The 14,961-nt window shown below is 52.5% G+C and carries 12 protein-coding genes and 1 pseudogene; 6 read left to right on the top strand and 7 right to left on the bottom strand.

Annotated features, from left to right (window positions below; translation table 11 throughout):
- Positions 1-30 precede the first annotated feature (30 nt).
- The 5 genes and pseudogenes from MUN86_RS24270 to MUN86_RS24250 form a co-directional block, all read right to left on the bottom strand.
- Entirely contained in the window at positions 31-447 is a 417-nt protein-coding gene (locus MUN86_RS24270) for a hypothetical protein (protein ID WP_245126001.1), read from the bottom strand.
- Entirely contained in the window at positions 420-3,095 is a 2,676-nt protein-coding gene (locus MUN86_RS24265) for a SusC/RagA family TonB-linked outer membrane protein (RefSeq protein ID WP_245125999.1), read from the bottom strand. The genes MUN86_RS24270 and MUN86_RS24265 overlap by 28 nt, the downstream gene beginning before the upstream one ends.
- A gap of 111 nt (positions 3,096-3,206) precedes the next feature.
- Positions 3,207-4,058, bottom strand: coding sequence for a PfkB family carbohydrate kinase (locus tag MUN86_RS24260; RefSeq protein WP_245125998.1), 852 nt, complete (start codon positions 4,056-4,058; stop codon positions 3,207-3,209).
- A gap of 182 nt (positions 4,059-4,240) precedes the next feature.
- Entirely contained in the window at positions 4,241-4,474 is a 234-nt protein-coding gene (locus tag MUN86_RS24255) for a helix-turn-helix domain-containing protein (RefSeq protein WP_245126264.1), read from the bottom strand.
- Positions 4,475-4,723: 249 nt separating this feature from the next.
- A pseudogene (locus MUN86_RS24250) lies at positions 4,724-6,879 on the bottom strand (ATP-binding response regulator); the annotation flags it as partial.
- Positions 6,880-8,190: 1,311 nt separating this feature from the next.
- Between MUN86_RS24250 and MUN86_RS24245 the strand changes: the two are divergent.
- From MUN86_RS24245 to MUN86_RS24230, 4 genes are all read left to right on the top strand, one after another.
- The gene (locus MUN86_RS24245; protein WP_245125997.1) at positions 8,191-9,141 is read left to right on the top strand and encodes a hypothetical protein; all 951 of its coding nucleotides are present in this window, start codon (positions 8,191-8,193) and stop codon (positions 9,139-9,141) included.
- 155 nt (positions 9,142-9,296) lie between these two features.
- Complete coding sequence (locus MUN86_RS24240; protein WP_245125996.1) at positions 9,297-10,016, top strand: DUF92 domain-containing protein; 720 nt, start codon at positions 9,297-9,299, stop codon at positions 10,014-10,016.
- A 293-nt stretch (positions 10,017-10,309) separates the two neighbouring features.
- Positions 10,310-11,167 (top strand): SDR family oxidoreductase, encoded by an 858-nt coding sequence (locus MUN86_RS24235; RefSeq protein WP_245125995.1) that lies wholly within the window; start codon positions 10,310-10,312, stop codon positions 11,165-11,167.
- 254 nt (positions 11,168-11,421) lie between these two features.
- The gene (locus MUN86_RS24230; protein ID WP_245125994.1) at positions 11,422-12,003 is read left to right on the top strand and encodes a Crp/Fnr family transcriptional regulator; all 582 of its coding nucleotides are present in this window, start codon (positions 11,422-11,424) and stop codon (positions 12,001-12,003) included.
- 90 nt (positions 12,004-12,093) lie between these two features.
- Here MUN86_RS24230 and MUN86_RS24225 read toward each other — a convergent pair whose 3' ends face one another.
- Positions 12,094-12,672 carry an HPP family protein gene (locus tag MUN86_RS24225; protein ID WP_245125993.1) on the bottom strand — a complete coding sequence of 193 codons (579 nt, stop codon included), beginning with the start codon at positions 12,670-12,672 and terminating at the stop codon, positions 12,094-12,096.
- A gap of 311 nt (positions 12,673-12,983) precedes the next feature.
- Entirely contained in the window at positions 12,984-13,196 is a 213-nt protein-coding gene (locus MUN86_RS24220; protein ID WP_245125992.1) for a hypothetical protein, read from the bottom strand.
- 443 nt (positions 13,197-13,639) lie between these two features.
- Between MUN86_RS24220 and MUN86_RS24215 the strand changes: the two genes are divergently transcribed.
- On the top strand, positions 13,640-14,041 hold the full coding sequence (locus tag MUN86_RS24215; RefSeq protein ID WP_245125991.1) for a hypothetical protein: 402 nt from the start codon (positions 13,640-13,642) through the stop codon (positions 14,039-14,041).
- Between the two features lie 29 nt (positions 14,042-14,070).
- Positions 14,071-14,403: a hypothetical protein gene (locus MUN86_RS24210; RefSeq protein WP_245125990.1), complete on the top strand. Its 333-nt coding sequence runs from the start codon at positions 14,071-14,073 to the stop codon at positions 14,401-14,403.
- Positions 14,404-14,961: the final 558 nt, after the last annotated feature.

Raw genomic sequence — 14,961 nt, 5'->3', positions numbered from 1 at the left:
GGGAGTCAGGTGGGAAAGTGGGGGCGCCGACTAGAAGCCTAGTCTCAGGCCGGCAATGAAGGTGCGGGTGCTCGGGAAGGCGTTGTAGTCGGTGTTCAAGCTCAGGTTATCGGACCCGAACGAGTTGACTTCGGGGTCGTAGCCGGAATAATCGGTCCAGGTCACCAGGTTTTGCGCCGTCACGTACACGTTGGCCGACTTGATAACCTTGCTGAACTTAGGCAAAGTGTAACCTAGCGTCACCGTTTTCAGGCGCACGAAGCTGCCGTCTTCCAGCACGTCGTTCACGATGCCGGTGGAGCGGCGGATGGTGCTGCCCGCCCTTGGAATGTTGGTGTCGGTGTTGGTGGGCGTCCAGCGGTCAACCACCGTTTTCAACTTGTTGGTGGCCGTTAAGCCCGATTCCAGCTCGTAGCGGTTCAGGTTGAGTACGTCGGTGCCCTGCACCCCTGAATAAACACGCTTAGGTTGAAGTTGCCGTACTTGAAGCCGTTGGTGACGCCGTAGATGAAGTCGGGTTGGGCCCGCCCAATGATGGTACGGTCGGCGGCCGTGATAGAGCCGTCGCCATTCAGGTCGCGGTAGCGCGGGTCGCCGGGGCGTACCACGGTTTTAGTGCCGCTGTTGCGGATTTCCTCGGCCGACTGCCAGAGCCCATCAAACTCGTAGCCATAGAACGAGCCAATCGGCTCCCCAATCCGCAAAATGCTGGTCTGGCCTAGGCCCGAGCCCACAAACAAGCTAGAACTGGAGCTGCCTACAAACCGCTCGTACTCGCCGTTGAGGTCCAGCACTTTGTTGCGGTTAAAGGAAATGTTCAGGTTGGTGTTCCACGAAAACTTCTCGCCGTCGAAATTGGTGGTGTTGAGCGCAAACTCGACGCCTTTGTTTTGCACGCTACCTGCATTCAAGTAAATGCTGTTGTAGCCCGTGGTGCGCGGCGTCGATACTTGCAGCAGCAAGTCGGTGGTTTTCTTGTAATAGGCATCTGCTGTGATGGAAATGCGGTTTTGCAAGAAAGCCACGTCCACGCCCACGTTGCTGGCCGCTGTGGATTCCCAGCGCAAGTCTGGATTCACAATGTTGAGCGGCACCAAACCCACCAAACGGTTGCTGCCCGAAGCGTAACTGCCCACGTCGTAGCGGGCCAACGACTGGTAGTTGCTGATTTCCTGGTTGCCAGTCACGCCGTAGCCGAGGCGCAACTTCAAGTCGCTCAGGAAGCTAACACCTTTCATAAACGGCTCGTCGATGAGGCGGTAGGCGAAGGCAGCAGAGGGAAAATAGCCCCACTTGTTGTTGCGGCCGAAGCGCGAGGAACCGTCGGCCCGCATCGTGAACGTGAACAAGTATTTCTCAAACAAGCGATAGTTGACCCGCCCGAAATATGAAGCCAGCGAGTTGGTGTAGCGACCCGAGCTTGGCGTCAGAATATTGGCCCCCAATGCCAGGTTGTCGGAGCCCAGCGTGTTGGTAAAGAAGTTGTTGGCTGAGGCCCCGAAGTCGTTGCCGTAGTACTTCTGGAAGGTCAGACCCCCGACAACATTCAGAGCATTGTTTTCGTTGAGCTTCCGGTCGTAGGTAAGCGTGTTTTCATTAAGCCAGCTGTAACGGTTGGTTTCCCCACGAGAGGCCGAGCCGTTGTTGAGGCGACCCAAGAATACATCGGAGGGCCGGTACACGTCGCTCTGCGTGGTGCGGTAGTCGAGGCCCGCCGTCACGCGCAAGGTCAATCCTTCCAGCAGCTCGTAGTTGCCGGCCACGTTGAACAGCCCGCGGCCCGTGGTCCGGTTGTCCTTGGTTTTGTTGGCATACGCCACCGGGTTGCCCAAATCTTCCACGTAAGGCAGTGGACTATTAGAGTACGTGTAGTTGCCGAATTCATCACGCACAGGCACCACAGGACTGATGCGCAGTGCATCGAGCAGCACGCCGCCGAAGCTACCGCCCTGGGAATTAACCAGCGCCCGTTTCTCCAAAGTACCCGCAATCTGGCTCGACAAGCTGAAGCTCAGCTTGCGGCTGATTTTACGGTCCAGGTTCAGGCGAATAGTACCTCGCTTGAAGCCTGAGTTCAGGATGATGCCGTCTTGGTCGAAATAGTTGAAGCTCAGATTGTACCGAGTTTCTTCGTTGCCGCCGTTAAAACTGAGCTGATAGTTGCTCATTCGGGCCGGCCGCAGAATTTCCTCTTGCCAGTTGGTACCCTCACCCATAGCGTCAATCTGCTCTTGCGTGTAGGGCAGCGGCAGCGGGTTGGCAGAGCCTTCGTTGCCTTGGGTTTGCACATCGTTGAGGTAAGCGGCAAACTCGGGAGCATTCATCAGCTCGTACTTATTGCGCACCACTTGCACCCCCGTATAAGCCTCGAAATTGATAGCATTACGGCCGGCTTTGCCTTTTTTGGTGGTGATAAGCACCACGCCGTTGGCGCCGCGCGAGCCATAAATAGCCGTGGCCGACGCATCTTTCAGAATCTCCACCGACTCGATATCCGAGGGGTTGATGGAGTTCAAGTCGCCACCGCCGGGGAAACCGTCCACCACAAACAGCGGCTCGTTGCCAGTATTGATAGAGTTGGTGCCGCGAATACGGATAGAGACGTTGCCGCCGGGCTCGGAGTTGGTTTGGGTTACCTGCACCCCACTCACGCGGCCCTGCAAAATCTGGTCGGCGCGAGCAATGGGCGTTTCAGCTACCTGCTCAGCGGAAATGGAAGCCACCGAACCGGTTACATCGCGCTTACGCTGCGTCCCGTACCCAACTACTACTACATCATCGAGTTCGGTGGTTTTTTCTTTCAGCTGCACAGGTTCTACCACCGAGCCGCTGCCAACGCGCACTTCGGTTGGCTCGAACCCGATGAAAGAGAAAATCAACACTTGGTCGTTGCCGGCTGCTACTGGCAGCGTGAACTTACCATTAGTATCGGTAGAGGTACCAGTGGTAGTGCCTTTAATAATGACTGACACGCCCGGCAGGGGCGTTTTGTCGGTGGCACTCAGCACGGTACCCGTTATTTGTCGGGTTTGGGCCTGCGCCGAAAGAGAAAGGGCTAGAGCCGCAGGGAGCAGCAGGTGGGTAAATTTTTGCATGGTACTCAGAGCTAGTGGGAAGGAAGAAAGGACGTCTTGGTTAGCTTGAGGCACTGCCAGATCATTGCTCAAGCCAGTCACAGAAATGGCAAGGTTGCGAGCTGACAGGCATCAGCCAGAGGAAGTAAAGCAATGCTCTATTTGCACTAGTGGAGCACTGGCGGCACTTGCGCGGCGCAAGCACTCGGCGGGGCCGTGCTGCTGCAACCAATTGTCGAGTAAGGAGGCCAAAAAAGCGGCGCCGTTGAATGGCTTATCCTGCCCAGTTGCTGGCGGACAGGTAAAGAGTTCGTGGTTAGTCCACAGGAGAGCACCACCCATTTTCTGCATCAGGCAAATGGCTTGCAACCCGAATCGCCCGGCCAGCCAGGGGAGCGCAGTAGTGGGCTCAGCAGGTTGGCCAAACCACCCTATAATCTCCGTTAGCTCGTGCTGTTCCAGCTTCACTAAATCGGCCTGCTGCAACAGGTACTTCACTACTTCGCGGCTGTAGTGCTGGGGCCGCAGGTTCACATCAAATACCTTGAATGGGGCGTCGAGTAGCAGCCGGTAGAGCGTTTCCCGCGAAGTGAAATTGCGGGTCACCAACGAACTATAGACCAGTATCCGGGCCTGCTGAACCGCCGTGCGAGCCGCTGCCGAGCATTGAATATAATCCCAGGCGACGGGCTCAACTATCTTCCAACTGGCCGCGCGGCCGTGGTGCTGAGTGGTTTTAACAACGCCCGTCAGGTGTGTTTTGCTTTGCTGAATCAGGTGGTTTTCCAGGCCTTGGTCGGTGCAGCAGGCAAGCAGTTCGCGGCCCAATTCGTCGTCGCCAACAGCGCTGATGAGCTGCACCGGTTGACCAATCCGCTGCAAATGCAAGGCCATACGCAGGGCATCACCAGCGGGCCGCCGGCCGGTTGGCAGCATGTCCCACAGAAGGTCTCCAAAGCAGGCGATGGTAGCAGGCGAATTCATTTCGGCAGTGGTTTCCACAAATGTGCACCCCTACTCCTGCTTGCTGTTTGCTGATTTCTTTCAAATACTGTTCAAACCGCAAATTTTATTCAAATCACTTTTAATCAATTAGTTAAACAATAAAAAACCGAGCCTAAACTAAGCTCGGTTGTAATTTTGTAACACGTGTTTCAACAAATCTTTCAGTTAGGCGGGGCTAGCTGCAAAGCCCGGAACTCAGAAGGAGAAAGTTGGTAACGGGCCTTGAAGCTGGTCGAGAAATAAGACAGCGAAGAGAAACCGGTTTCGTAGGCAACGTCGGTAATCGTGAGCGATTCGTCGAGCAACAAGTCGCGGGCTTTGCTTAGGCGCAAGTTCTGAATGAAGTCGGTGACACCCGTGCCGAGCACAGCCTTCACCTTACGGTAAAGCTGCATCCGCGAGATGCCCAGGCTGCGGGCCACGTCCTCTACGCCGAGATTAGCTTTGGTGAGGTTGGCTTCCACAATGGCCGTAAGGTCGGCCACAAACTTTTGATCGGGATTGGCAGCCGGTGCCACAGCCGCCACCGACAACTGACGACGAAAATGTTCGCGCTGTCGGTTACGGTTAGCCAGCAAGGTGCGCAAGCTTTCGAGCAGGAAGGTAGGGTTGAATGGCTTGGTCAGGTAGAGGTCGGCGCCGGCCTGCACGCCTTCCACTTGCTGCTCGGGCGCGTTGCGAGCCGTAAGCAGCACCACCGGAATGTGCGAAGTCCGCCAATCTTCGCGCAATTGTGTTACCACTTCCAAGCCGGTTAGACCAGGCATCATTACGTCGCACACAATCAGGTCGGGTATCAGGTCGGTGGCTAGGCGCAAGCCGGTATGGCCGTCGGTGGCGCTTTCCACTCGGAAATGCGGGCGCAGCTTGCGGGCTACAAAGTCGTTGACTTCTGCGTTGTCTTCGATGACGAGTACCAGTGTCTCGCTTTCCGTTTCTGGTGCAGGCTCTTTCACCTCAGCGTCGAAATTGCTGACGATGGTTTCGGGTTCCTGCAACGCAAAGTTGGTAGGAGTCATGCTGCCAGTGGCGCGTAAGTTTTCGGGCAATTCACGGGGCAACGTCACTACAAACGTGCTGCCTTGGCCCACTCGGCTGCTGAATGTGAGTTGGCCTTGGTGTAAGCGCACCAAACCCTGCGCCAAGGCCAGCCCCATACCCGAGCCTTTCGCACCCACTTCCTGGTCGCCTTGGTAAAACCACTCGAAAATGTGCGCCCGGTCTTGCTCGCTAATGCCCGGCCAGTGTCGGCCACGCTCACCCGCAACGCCCGATTGTCGCTGCTGGCTTGTAGACTGATGGTTATCTGGCCTTGGTCGGGGGTGAACTTAAGGGCATTGGATAGCAAGTTGAAAAACACCTTATCAAGCACGTTGCCGTCAAACCAAGCCGTTAACTCGGGTTCGGCCGCCATAAACTTGATGCGCACGCCCCGTTGCCGGGCCGGCTTTTCAAACAAGTCCACGATGTCGCGCACAAAAGCCACTAGGTTGCCTTCGGTGGCGCGCACCGCCATTTTACCGACCTCAATTTTGCGGAAGTCTAGCAGCTGATTGACTAGTTGGAGCAAACGCTGGGTGTTACGGCGCACTAAAGTCAGATCTTGCTGCTGAGCCATCGTCAGATCGGGGCTACTAGTCAAGAGTTCTTCCACAGGGCCCAGAATCAGCGTCAGAGGCGTGCGAAGCTCGTGGGAGAAGTTGGTGAAAAAGCGCAGCTTGGCTTCGGTATCGGCGCGGGCTTGTTGGGCCAACAGCTCCAGCTGGTTACGCTGCGACAAAATCTCTTCGTTTTGCTTTACTAATTGATGGTTGATCTTAACGTTTTCGGCGTTTTGATCAGCTAATTGCTGGTTGATCTGGCGGTTGCGGCGCGCCGAATGCCACGCAAAAGCACCCAATACCACCGCACCAAATAGCGTGGCTATCAAACCATACAAGATGCTTTGCTGGCTGGCATAGGTGGCGCGCAGGCTTTGCAACAACCGATGTTGCCGCTCGATGTCGCGCTTATCGGTTAGCTGCTGCATGTCCAGCACATTGGTGGAGTCAATCAGCAACGTACCCAGGATGTTTTCGCGCTGGAAGGGCTCTTTGTTTAGTATCTTCAGCGCCGTCCGGATTGCTTCCTCGCCGCCAGGCGTATACTGCACCGTAGCCGTTAGTACGCCTTGCTGCACCAAGTCCAAGCCCCGGCCTTTGCCCACCAGCCCGTCTACACCAATGATGCGAACCTGCTTGGTTAGCCCTAGTTCCTGGCATACTTCATAAGCGCCGCGGGCCATGCCGTCGTTGTGCGAAAAAATCAGGGTCACACCCGGGTGCGCCTTCAAGGCGGCGGTTAGCGCGGGCTTCAGGGCTGCTTTTTCCCACGTGCCATTTATCTGGCTCACTACATGCATTCCCGGCGAAGTGGCCAATGCCCGGATAAAGCCTTGGTGGCGGCCGGAAGCAGCCGACGAACCCGGCAACCCTAATATCTCGATGATGTCGCCCTGCTGGTGTAAGAGACGAGCCGCGAACCGGGCCGCTAGCTCGCCTACTTCTTCGTTGTTGCCTCCTACATACGCAGTATACTTATCGGATTTAATACGCCGATCGAGCAGCACCACTGGGATACCGCGCTCGAAGGCTTCCTCTACGGCCGGAGTCAAAGGCTCTGCTTCGTAGGGCGAGACTATAAGTAGGTCGATGTTACTGCGTATCAACTCTTTTATCTGCTGCTGCTGGCGGCGGCTGTTGTTTTCCGCATTCAACATTTGCAGCTGCACTTCCGGATGGAAGCTGAGCTCCCGTTCCATGCCTTCGAGCATAGAGCGGCGCCACGGACCTGTCACGCTGTACTGCGAAAACCCAATCCGGTAAGCGGGTCGCTGCACCGATTGAGCGCAACCCGCCAGCAACGACCATATGGGCGCCAACAACAGAAACAATCGAAATCGGAAGAGTGGCAAACTGTTCAAAGAAGGTTGCGCGGTGCAGTGGGTGGGAAAGCCAAGCAACTACTCAAAGATAAAACATTCAAGCGAGCCTGCCGCCTTGAAAAATACCCCTTATTGGCCACCCAGAGACGTATAGCTTGGCAAGCATAAGCTGGCTACACAAACCTCATCTGCCAACTCTACTTACTTGTCTTACCTGATGACGAGCTGCGGTTACGCCGCATAAGTTGAATGCATCAAACAACCATTCGTTCTTACCCTCAGGTTTCGATTCTCAAATGGCTGCGTATTCGGTTCGGTTATTGCATATCACGGAAATGCTTGGTGTGTAGTTCGGGAATTCTCTGAATAAAAATTTCAATAAATTTACCTCTCACGACTGTTTAGGCTGTTACTAGTTGTTTTATATTTACTAAGAAGCGAAAACAAGCTATTGCATTTTATTAAGTCAATGAATCAATTATACTTTCAAGCTCCACCGGCTATGCTTTCGTCGGTTGAAAGGGAGAACTGGCTACAACGCTTGAGAAAAGCTGAGAATCTAGTTGGCATTGCAGATGCTGGGATACCCCAAGTGAGTTTAGCAACCCTAGATTTGCTCCAGCGCTATGTACGGGGCGAATTAACCTTGGAGCAAGTTGTCCGCTTGCAGTCCCAGCGCTTACCTAAGCGCTGAGTTAACTATAGGCTCGCTGCCCCTACCATTATTTAAAGCCGGACGCTGGACTAAATGTAATGTACTGGCTACCTGTCACTAAAAGCAGTTATCTATCAAGCTGAAGTAAGTTAGCTGAGCAAGTTCATGCAGATTGGGCGGAGAATGCAAGTGCTGGAGTTATCCGAGTGCTAAACGAAGATTGCAACTAAGTGCTTTTAGCAGTAGGAATTATGGTGTGCTCCTAGCAATTCATTGTCAACCAGCACAGTGCCCCTTACCATGGTGTGCAAGAAAAAGCATCGCCATCCTGCCCCAGCATTTCTAGCCTTGCAGCCTGAGCTAACTTTTATTCATTAGATACTTACTATATTGTAATAGCTTTTGCCCTCCAGTGTATTACAGGGCACGGCTTTTTGGAAATCTATCTGCTGTGTTGCCCAACTTCAGCTAAGCACACGGCCGCTTATACCGCACAGAGCGAGAGTTGAAAGAAGCTAAATCTGCGCCGTCTGATGTTACAGCAGTTCTTTCGTTTCCTGGGAGGCCTATACCAGCTGGTTTGGGGAATCCTACTGACTGCCTTATTGGGTGTGGCCGTGATGCTAGCGTGGCACTTCTATCAGGAAGAAGTATTCCAAACTCAACTTCAAAGTCAAGGTGAGCCGGTAACCGTGCAGATCAAGCGGGCCGACCGTACATCCCGCGCCTTATGGGATGTGCTTGGCAATGCCGTCTACATCGGGTTCACGCACCACAACCAAGCTTACGAAACTCGTTACGTGTCTGATACGCTCTGGCTGTCGGAAGGAGACCGAGTCACCTTACTTTATCACCAGCAGTCGGACCGGTTTGGACAACTCCAACGGGCGCCGATTGCTGATGACACTCGCGTGGTTTCTCGGTTGATCAACTGGAGTGTGGTAGCCGACTTTTCCCGCGAAACCAAGGCATTAGCGCTGTTTGTTTTGCTTATGCTGGCCTTGTTTTTTGTGGGAGGCGGTGTTCTGGTGCGTCTGACCGGGCTGACTTTTATTCAAACCATCGCCCGAGCGCTGTTCGTTACTGGGCTTGGATTCATGGCTTTGTTTCTTACTTACGATGCCTTTCAGTATTATCAGTACGGCACCCAACTAAAACGCAACGGCCAAAAAACAGAGGTTACGGTAGTAGACACCGACCGTCTTTCGCATGGCCGCAAGTATCATTGGTATACCTACCAGGCTACATTCCCTTTTAAAAACCAGCAACGAGTCGTGGCCATCACCGAAGCCGATTACGGCCGCTTAAACGCTGGCGCTACCCAACTTGCGGTATTGTATGATGCTAGCCTAAACGACTTTATTACCGCCGACTATTCGCTGTCTTTTTCACAGGCGGGAGCGGCCTTATTTTTCTGGCTTATCTTATTCCTTTTACTTCGACCAACACCGGCCAGAGCAACCGCCGTTCAGCCAAACCGATAATGAGCTTGAGCGCGAGGGCATACAATTTCCAGTACTTGCAATCAGATAAAAGTCTAGCCTGCGGTATGCTAGATCCGGCTCGTTGCTTTGATGTGTGCTGGCATCCTACCTTGCAGCTCTTGTAGCTGGTACTCGTGTTTGCTTCTCTATCACCTTTGCTTTCCTGGTTTGTTGTGCTGCTAGTGTTGGGCGCAGGCATGACTTATAGCGTGCGGACCGGCAAATTAACCTTGCTCGGCGCTGCTACCGGTGGCTTGCTGGGCGTCTTACTGTTTCTGGGCGCGGGCTTTACTGGCTTGGCACTCCTAGCAGTTTTCTTTCTGCTTGGTTCGGCGGCCTCAGCTTGGAAACGACTCGACAAGCAACGTCTCGGTTTAGCGGAAGCAAACCAAGGGCGCCGAACTGCCGCCCAGGCCTTGGCGAATGCAGGCGTGGCTAGCGGAGCGGGCTTGTTAAGCTGGCTGCTACCTGCCCACGCGCAGTTTTTCCAACTATTGCTAGCTGGTAGCTTGGCCGCCGCTACTGCCGACACCCTTTCCTCGGAGTTGGGCAATGTGTATGGGCGACGTTTCTACCACATCCTCACGCTACGCCCCGATGTGCGGGGGCGCGACGGGGTGGTTAGTCTGGAAGGCACAGCGCTGGGGCTGGTGGGTAGTGCCATTATTGCGAGTGTCTATAGTATTGGGCTGGGCTGGCATTGGGGCTTTGGGTGGGTTTTGTTGGCGGGTGCCATTGGCAACCTAGCTGATTCTGTGCTTGGTGCCACGCTGGAGCGCCAAGGGATGCTTTCCAATAATGCCGTGAACACGCTCAATACGCTCGTGGGTGCAGGCACCGTCGCGCTCTGCTATGCGCTGTTTGGACCACTGTAATTTGTGTGACAGGAGTTCTCCATTCACGATAGTCTTACTTTATCAGTTCGCACTCGTCGTGCCTGGATTAGCGTACTTCTAGCTTCAGCTTGAAGAGAACCTGCTGTCTACCTTAGTACTAATAGACTGATCCTAAGCATACTGCGTGTAGCCTTTTGACATTTATCAATTGGCTTTTTGATAAATGTCAAAGGCTCTGGATTAGGCTTGACTCAACTTTGTGCTATCGGAATGACCCGGCTATGGCGGCCGTGAAGTCTTATCCGTTTGTAAGCAACGACAAGTGAAACGTCATGTCTAAAATCATTTTAATAACTGGCACTAGCACCGGCTTTGGTAAACTAATGACGACCACCTTGGCAGCGGCTGGCCACCACGTAGTAGCGGGTATGCGAAGCACAACGAGCAAAAACGCAGCTGTAGCTCAAGAGTTGGGCGCACTACCCCACGTGGAGGTAGTGGAATTGGATGTAACCAGCGATGAATCAGTGCAGCAAGCTGTGGCGCATGTACTAAACAAGCATGGCCGCATCGATGTATTGGTCAACAACGCGGGTGTCTCGGGTTTTGGGTTAGTGGAAGCGTATTCGCTGGACCAAATTCGCCGCATGTTCGAAGTGAATTTCTACGGTGTTGTTCGCACGTATCAGGCAGTGCTGCCTGCTATGCGCCAAGCACGTAGTGGGCTCGTCATCAACCTCACGTCCGGGGCCAGCGGCCACACTTTACCGTTTATGATTCCTTACTTGGCGTCGAAGTTTGCGGTGGAAAGTATCACAGAAGGCTTGCAGGAAGAGTTGCGCGACTATAACATCGAGAACGTCAGCATCCAGCCGGGGGTGTATCCAACGGAAATGAACAACGGCGACAAAACCGGCCTCAACGCCGACAACGCGGCCATTGCCGCTGAGTACGGCGACGCAGCCGTCCAGAGGTTTAATGCCATAGGTGCCGGCTTATTCGGCAAAATGGCTGCCTACCAAATGAATCCGCAAACTATCGCCGATGGGGTACTAACATTAGTGAACATGACTGATGGCACGCGTCCGCTCCGCTTCCCACTCGACGCCATTGCCGAGGGTACGGACCAGGAATTCATTGACGCTCGGGCAACTATCAAAGCCAAGTGGCTCGCTAAATACACTGCCTAAAGAGCGGCGCCAGTTACCGAAAAGTTGCCGGCGTAGCTATGCTCAATTCATTCTTTTGCCAGACTATAAGGGTAGCTATGTTGGCGCTAGAAAGTCTACAGCCCATTTCGCTTCACCTTGGCTGTGCACTCAACTTATTGTATTAAACTACAGTGTAGATACTAGGCTAGGAGCCAGAACACACTTACAAACGGGACAAGGCCGAATAACCGCAAAAGCTATTTCTTTGCGTGTGCTTCTGCCTTGTCCCGTTTATGTTTGATGTGTTTGCGAAATACTTGCTGAGTAAGGCCGACTTTACAGCCGATGAACTCCAACGTATTCAGGCGGCTTGTTTAATTAGAACCCTACGCAAACACCAATACCTGTTGCAAGCCGGCGACGTTTGGACCTACAATGCGTTTGTGGCCAAAGGCTGCATGCGGAGCTACACCATGGACAGCAAAGGGACAGAGCATATTTTAAATTTTGCGGTTGAAAACTGGTGGACCGGCGACCAAGAAAGCCTCACCACAGGCCAGCCTTCCCGCTACAACATTGACGCCGTCGAAGATTCGGACGTCGTGCTGATTAGGAAAGAAGATTTCAACCAGCTACGGCAAGAGCTACCGGTATTCAACCAGCTGATCAACAGTATCTTGCACCGTAGCTTCATGGCCTCACAGAACCGCATTCATTCTGCCATCAGCTACTCAGCCGAGGAAAAATACCGCGACTTTCTGCAGAGGTTTCCGGGATTAGCCTTGCGTATACCGCAACACATGGTGGCTTCCTACCTAGGCATGACCACAGAGACGCTGAGCCGTATCCGGCGTCATCTTAACAAGCCCGCTTAGCTCAACCTCTCGATTGGGTTTTCCACTGGCTAGCAGCAAAGATTTGCACTGTTGTGTCGACCTTGCCACGAGCCTATGTAGTCGACGTTTTCAGTACTTGCGTTGCCAGAACCGGTACCAGTGCTTGTTGGTTGGGTAGTGGCGCGTGGGAGTTATATTGTTCACTAGCATAGCGACCAACAGCAGTATCAGCACACCCGATAGAACTGGCACCAGCACGTACCAATAGCCAAGGGCCTTGAGTTGCGTAGAGCCGATAATGGCAATCAGAGCCGTAGCTCCGCCGGGTGGGTGCAAGGTTTTGGTGATTTGCATAACCACAATAGAAAGCGAAACGGCTAATGCCCCAGCCAGCCATTGCTCTTGCGGCAGCAACTGGTTCATCGTCACGCCAATAAGGGCACTAAGCACGTGTCCGCCAATGAGGTTGCGCGGCTGCGCCAACGGGCTGTTGATTACGCCATAAATCAGCACCGAAGAAGCGCCAAAAGAACCAATAAGTAAGGGAGCATCGGATGCAGGCAACCGATAACGATTCAGTAAGCCTACTAAACCAATTCCCAAAAACGCCCCCAGGAACGTCCATAGATGCTCTTCGTAGTCAAATAGCGTTTCTTGATAGACAATTACTTTGATGCGGCGGGCGTGCCTACGTAGTCTGGTTCGCATGCTTTGAGTCGGCCTGCCACGCCTCTACTACCTTCAAGTGCACGAGGTAAGCAACGGACGCAGCAGATAAAGTGAGATACTTTATGCAAGGTTACGGCTGGAATTTGAAAACATCCCCGTTAACCATAGTACCTCTGCCTCTCCCCTACCCTCGGTAAGCTCTGCCGAAGCACTATACCTTCACCCCACGGTAGCGCTAGAGGAACACAGAAAATATAGGTGTATAACTTCTGTGTTCGACCGGCATGGGTGGACACACCAAAAAGCCTCAATTACATAATTGAGGCATTTAACTTAGGATAACGGGGCAGTTAGCGCACGAAAAATCCTTTGGCTTCCCAGGCTTTTACGTTCTGGGTGCGCACAAAGCGGGTTTCAATGTGGCCCCACGCATCCTGCTTATACATAACAGTTTTGCCCTCTTCTCGCTGATGTAGCGCAACCAACTGGTCGGCATGTGATACGATAGGGGCTGCAACTTCACTGGGTTTGCGCGGACGCGGGCGTTTAGGGGATGTCGACATACCTGGCCAACGATAAGTTGTTGAAAAGGGTGCATTTTTTTTCTACATGCACTAAATATACCCTTACCATGGGGTCCACATCTCCAGTATTACCTGCCCTAAACTACTTATCTGCAAGTCTTTATAAACTTTACATAGTAATTGATGATACGTGGCGGTTTTGGCTCTTGCCGCGCTGATGCTAGTATACCGGTTTACTCCAACTAAACTAAAGTGACCTGAGGGAGTGCACTTTAGCTTGGTTTATGAATTTTTATAAGGCAAAAAGGCGAACCTAACTTGCCTACAGTCAGTAGTAAGAACTAACAGTGGAGTTACCCAAAATAGAAATTACGACGTTGGCAGTGATGTTGGAGAGGTTACTTATTTCAAAGTCTGTAGTAATGCTGGATTTACCGGCTTTGTACCAAATACAGCTTTAGGCTTTTATTAGGAATCTGCTTATGAGTTCTTTTTCCGCATTGATACCCGTTGATGATGACGCGCGGTTGGATATACTCCAACAATACCAGCATCTGAGCGCTTTTGGCAAGGAACTGTTTGATGACCTAGTGCACCTGACGGCCAAACTGTTTAAGGCTCCGATTGCGCTAGTTTCTTTGGTGGAAAAGGACACGGTTCGGGTCGTCAGTTTTTCCGGAGTGGCTGAGGCCGGGCGCGTTGGTCGTCATGAGAGCTTGTGCTCGGTAGCCATTCTCCATGATGGAACTACCGTGTTCGAGAGTCTAACAGATGCCCCCTGCACCCTAGTTGACCCCTGGATGATTGAGGTCATGAAGTTGCAGTTTTACGCCGGGCACCCCTTCGCACCCCGCAAGGCTATGCTATTGGCAACTTGTGCATAGTTGATTACCGAGCCCGGGCGTTTTCGAAGTTGGAACAAAAGCTGCTGGCGTCGATGGCGAAAGTGCTGATGCATTTGCTGGAACTGCGCGCACTAATGGCGCAGGATGAAGACACAGCCCCTGCCTTATGGTCGGCTACTCACCACCGCATTTTGCCCCCGCTAACGCGCATGCAAACGTTAGTTGAGCTAAGCAGCCGCCACGAAGACCCCGATACAACAGTGGCTCACTTCTATCGCAAAGCAGTATGTGAGGAAGCAGCCTTAATTGCGTGCATCCTCAACCAAGAAATTCATGCAACGCTGGCTCGCTTGCCGTATCAGATAAGACTAACAAGAAGCTTTAGCAACAGTACTATCTGATTAGCACCCGCTTTTGTAGAGACGTGCTTAGACTTGATTGCGAATGCTCTGCTGCACCTGTTGCTAGTAGCCTAGCTGCTTTGGCTGCTTACCTTCAGTGGTGCAACTTACTATCTATGTTCAACTGCGTGCACTCATCTCTATAATTAATTCTCACTTAAATCGCATATATCATCATGTTATGGTTATTAAATATTCTATATGAGCATAGCCAGAGGCGCAGTAGTATACAAAGGTTTTATATTTCAAAATCATCATTTTTACTAATTGAAATAACTTTTTGAACGTCAGATTATCGACTTGATGTTGCGGTCCTGAAAACCAAACGTCAATTTGTTTTGAATTATTCTTTTACAAAACTGATATTATTTTCAAGTCAAATAATTGCATTTTTCTTTTTATTATCATTTCACAGAGCCACTGCTCAGTCTGGATCATGGCGGCCTGTAGGAGCTGATTTTTCGTATCCAAGAACTCTGCTCAAGGCCGGAGCTTTACCCGCTGTGCGCGCTTCACTGACAACGCCTGTAGCTTATCCTCTCTTTAGCAGTTTGTACA

Origin of the sequence: Hymenobacter volaticus (genome assembly GCF_022921055.1) — a bacterium.
GTDB lineage: Bacteria > Bacteroidota > Bacteroidia > Cytophagales > Hymenobacteraceae > Hymenobacter > Hymenobacter volaticus.
The sequence above is the reverse complement of the archived record's forward strand: the minus strand, read 5'-3'. Positions and strand labels throughout refer to the sequence as shown.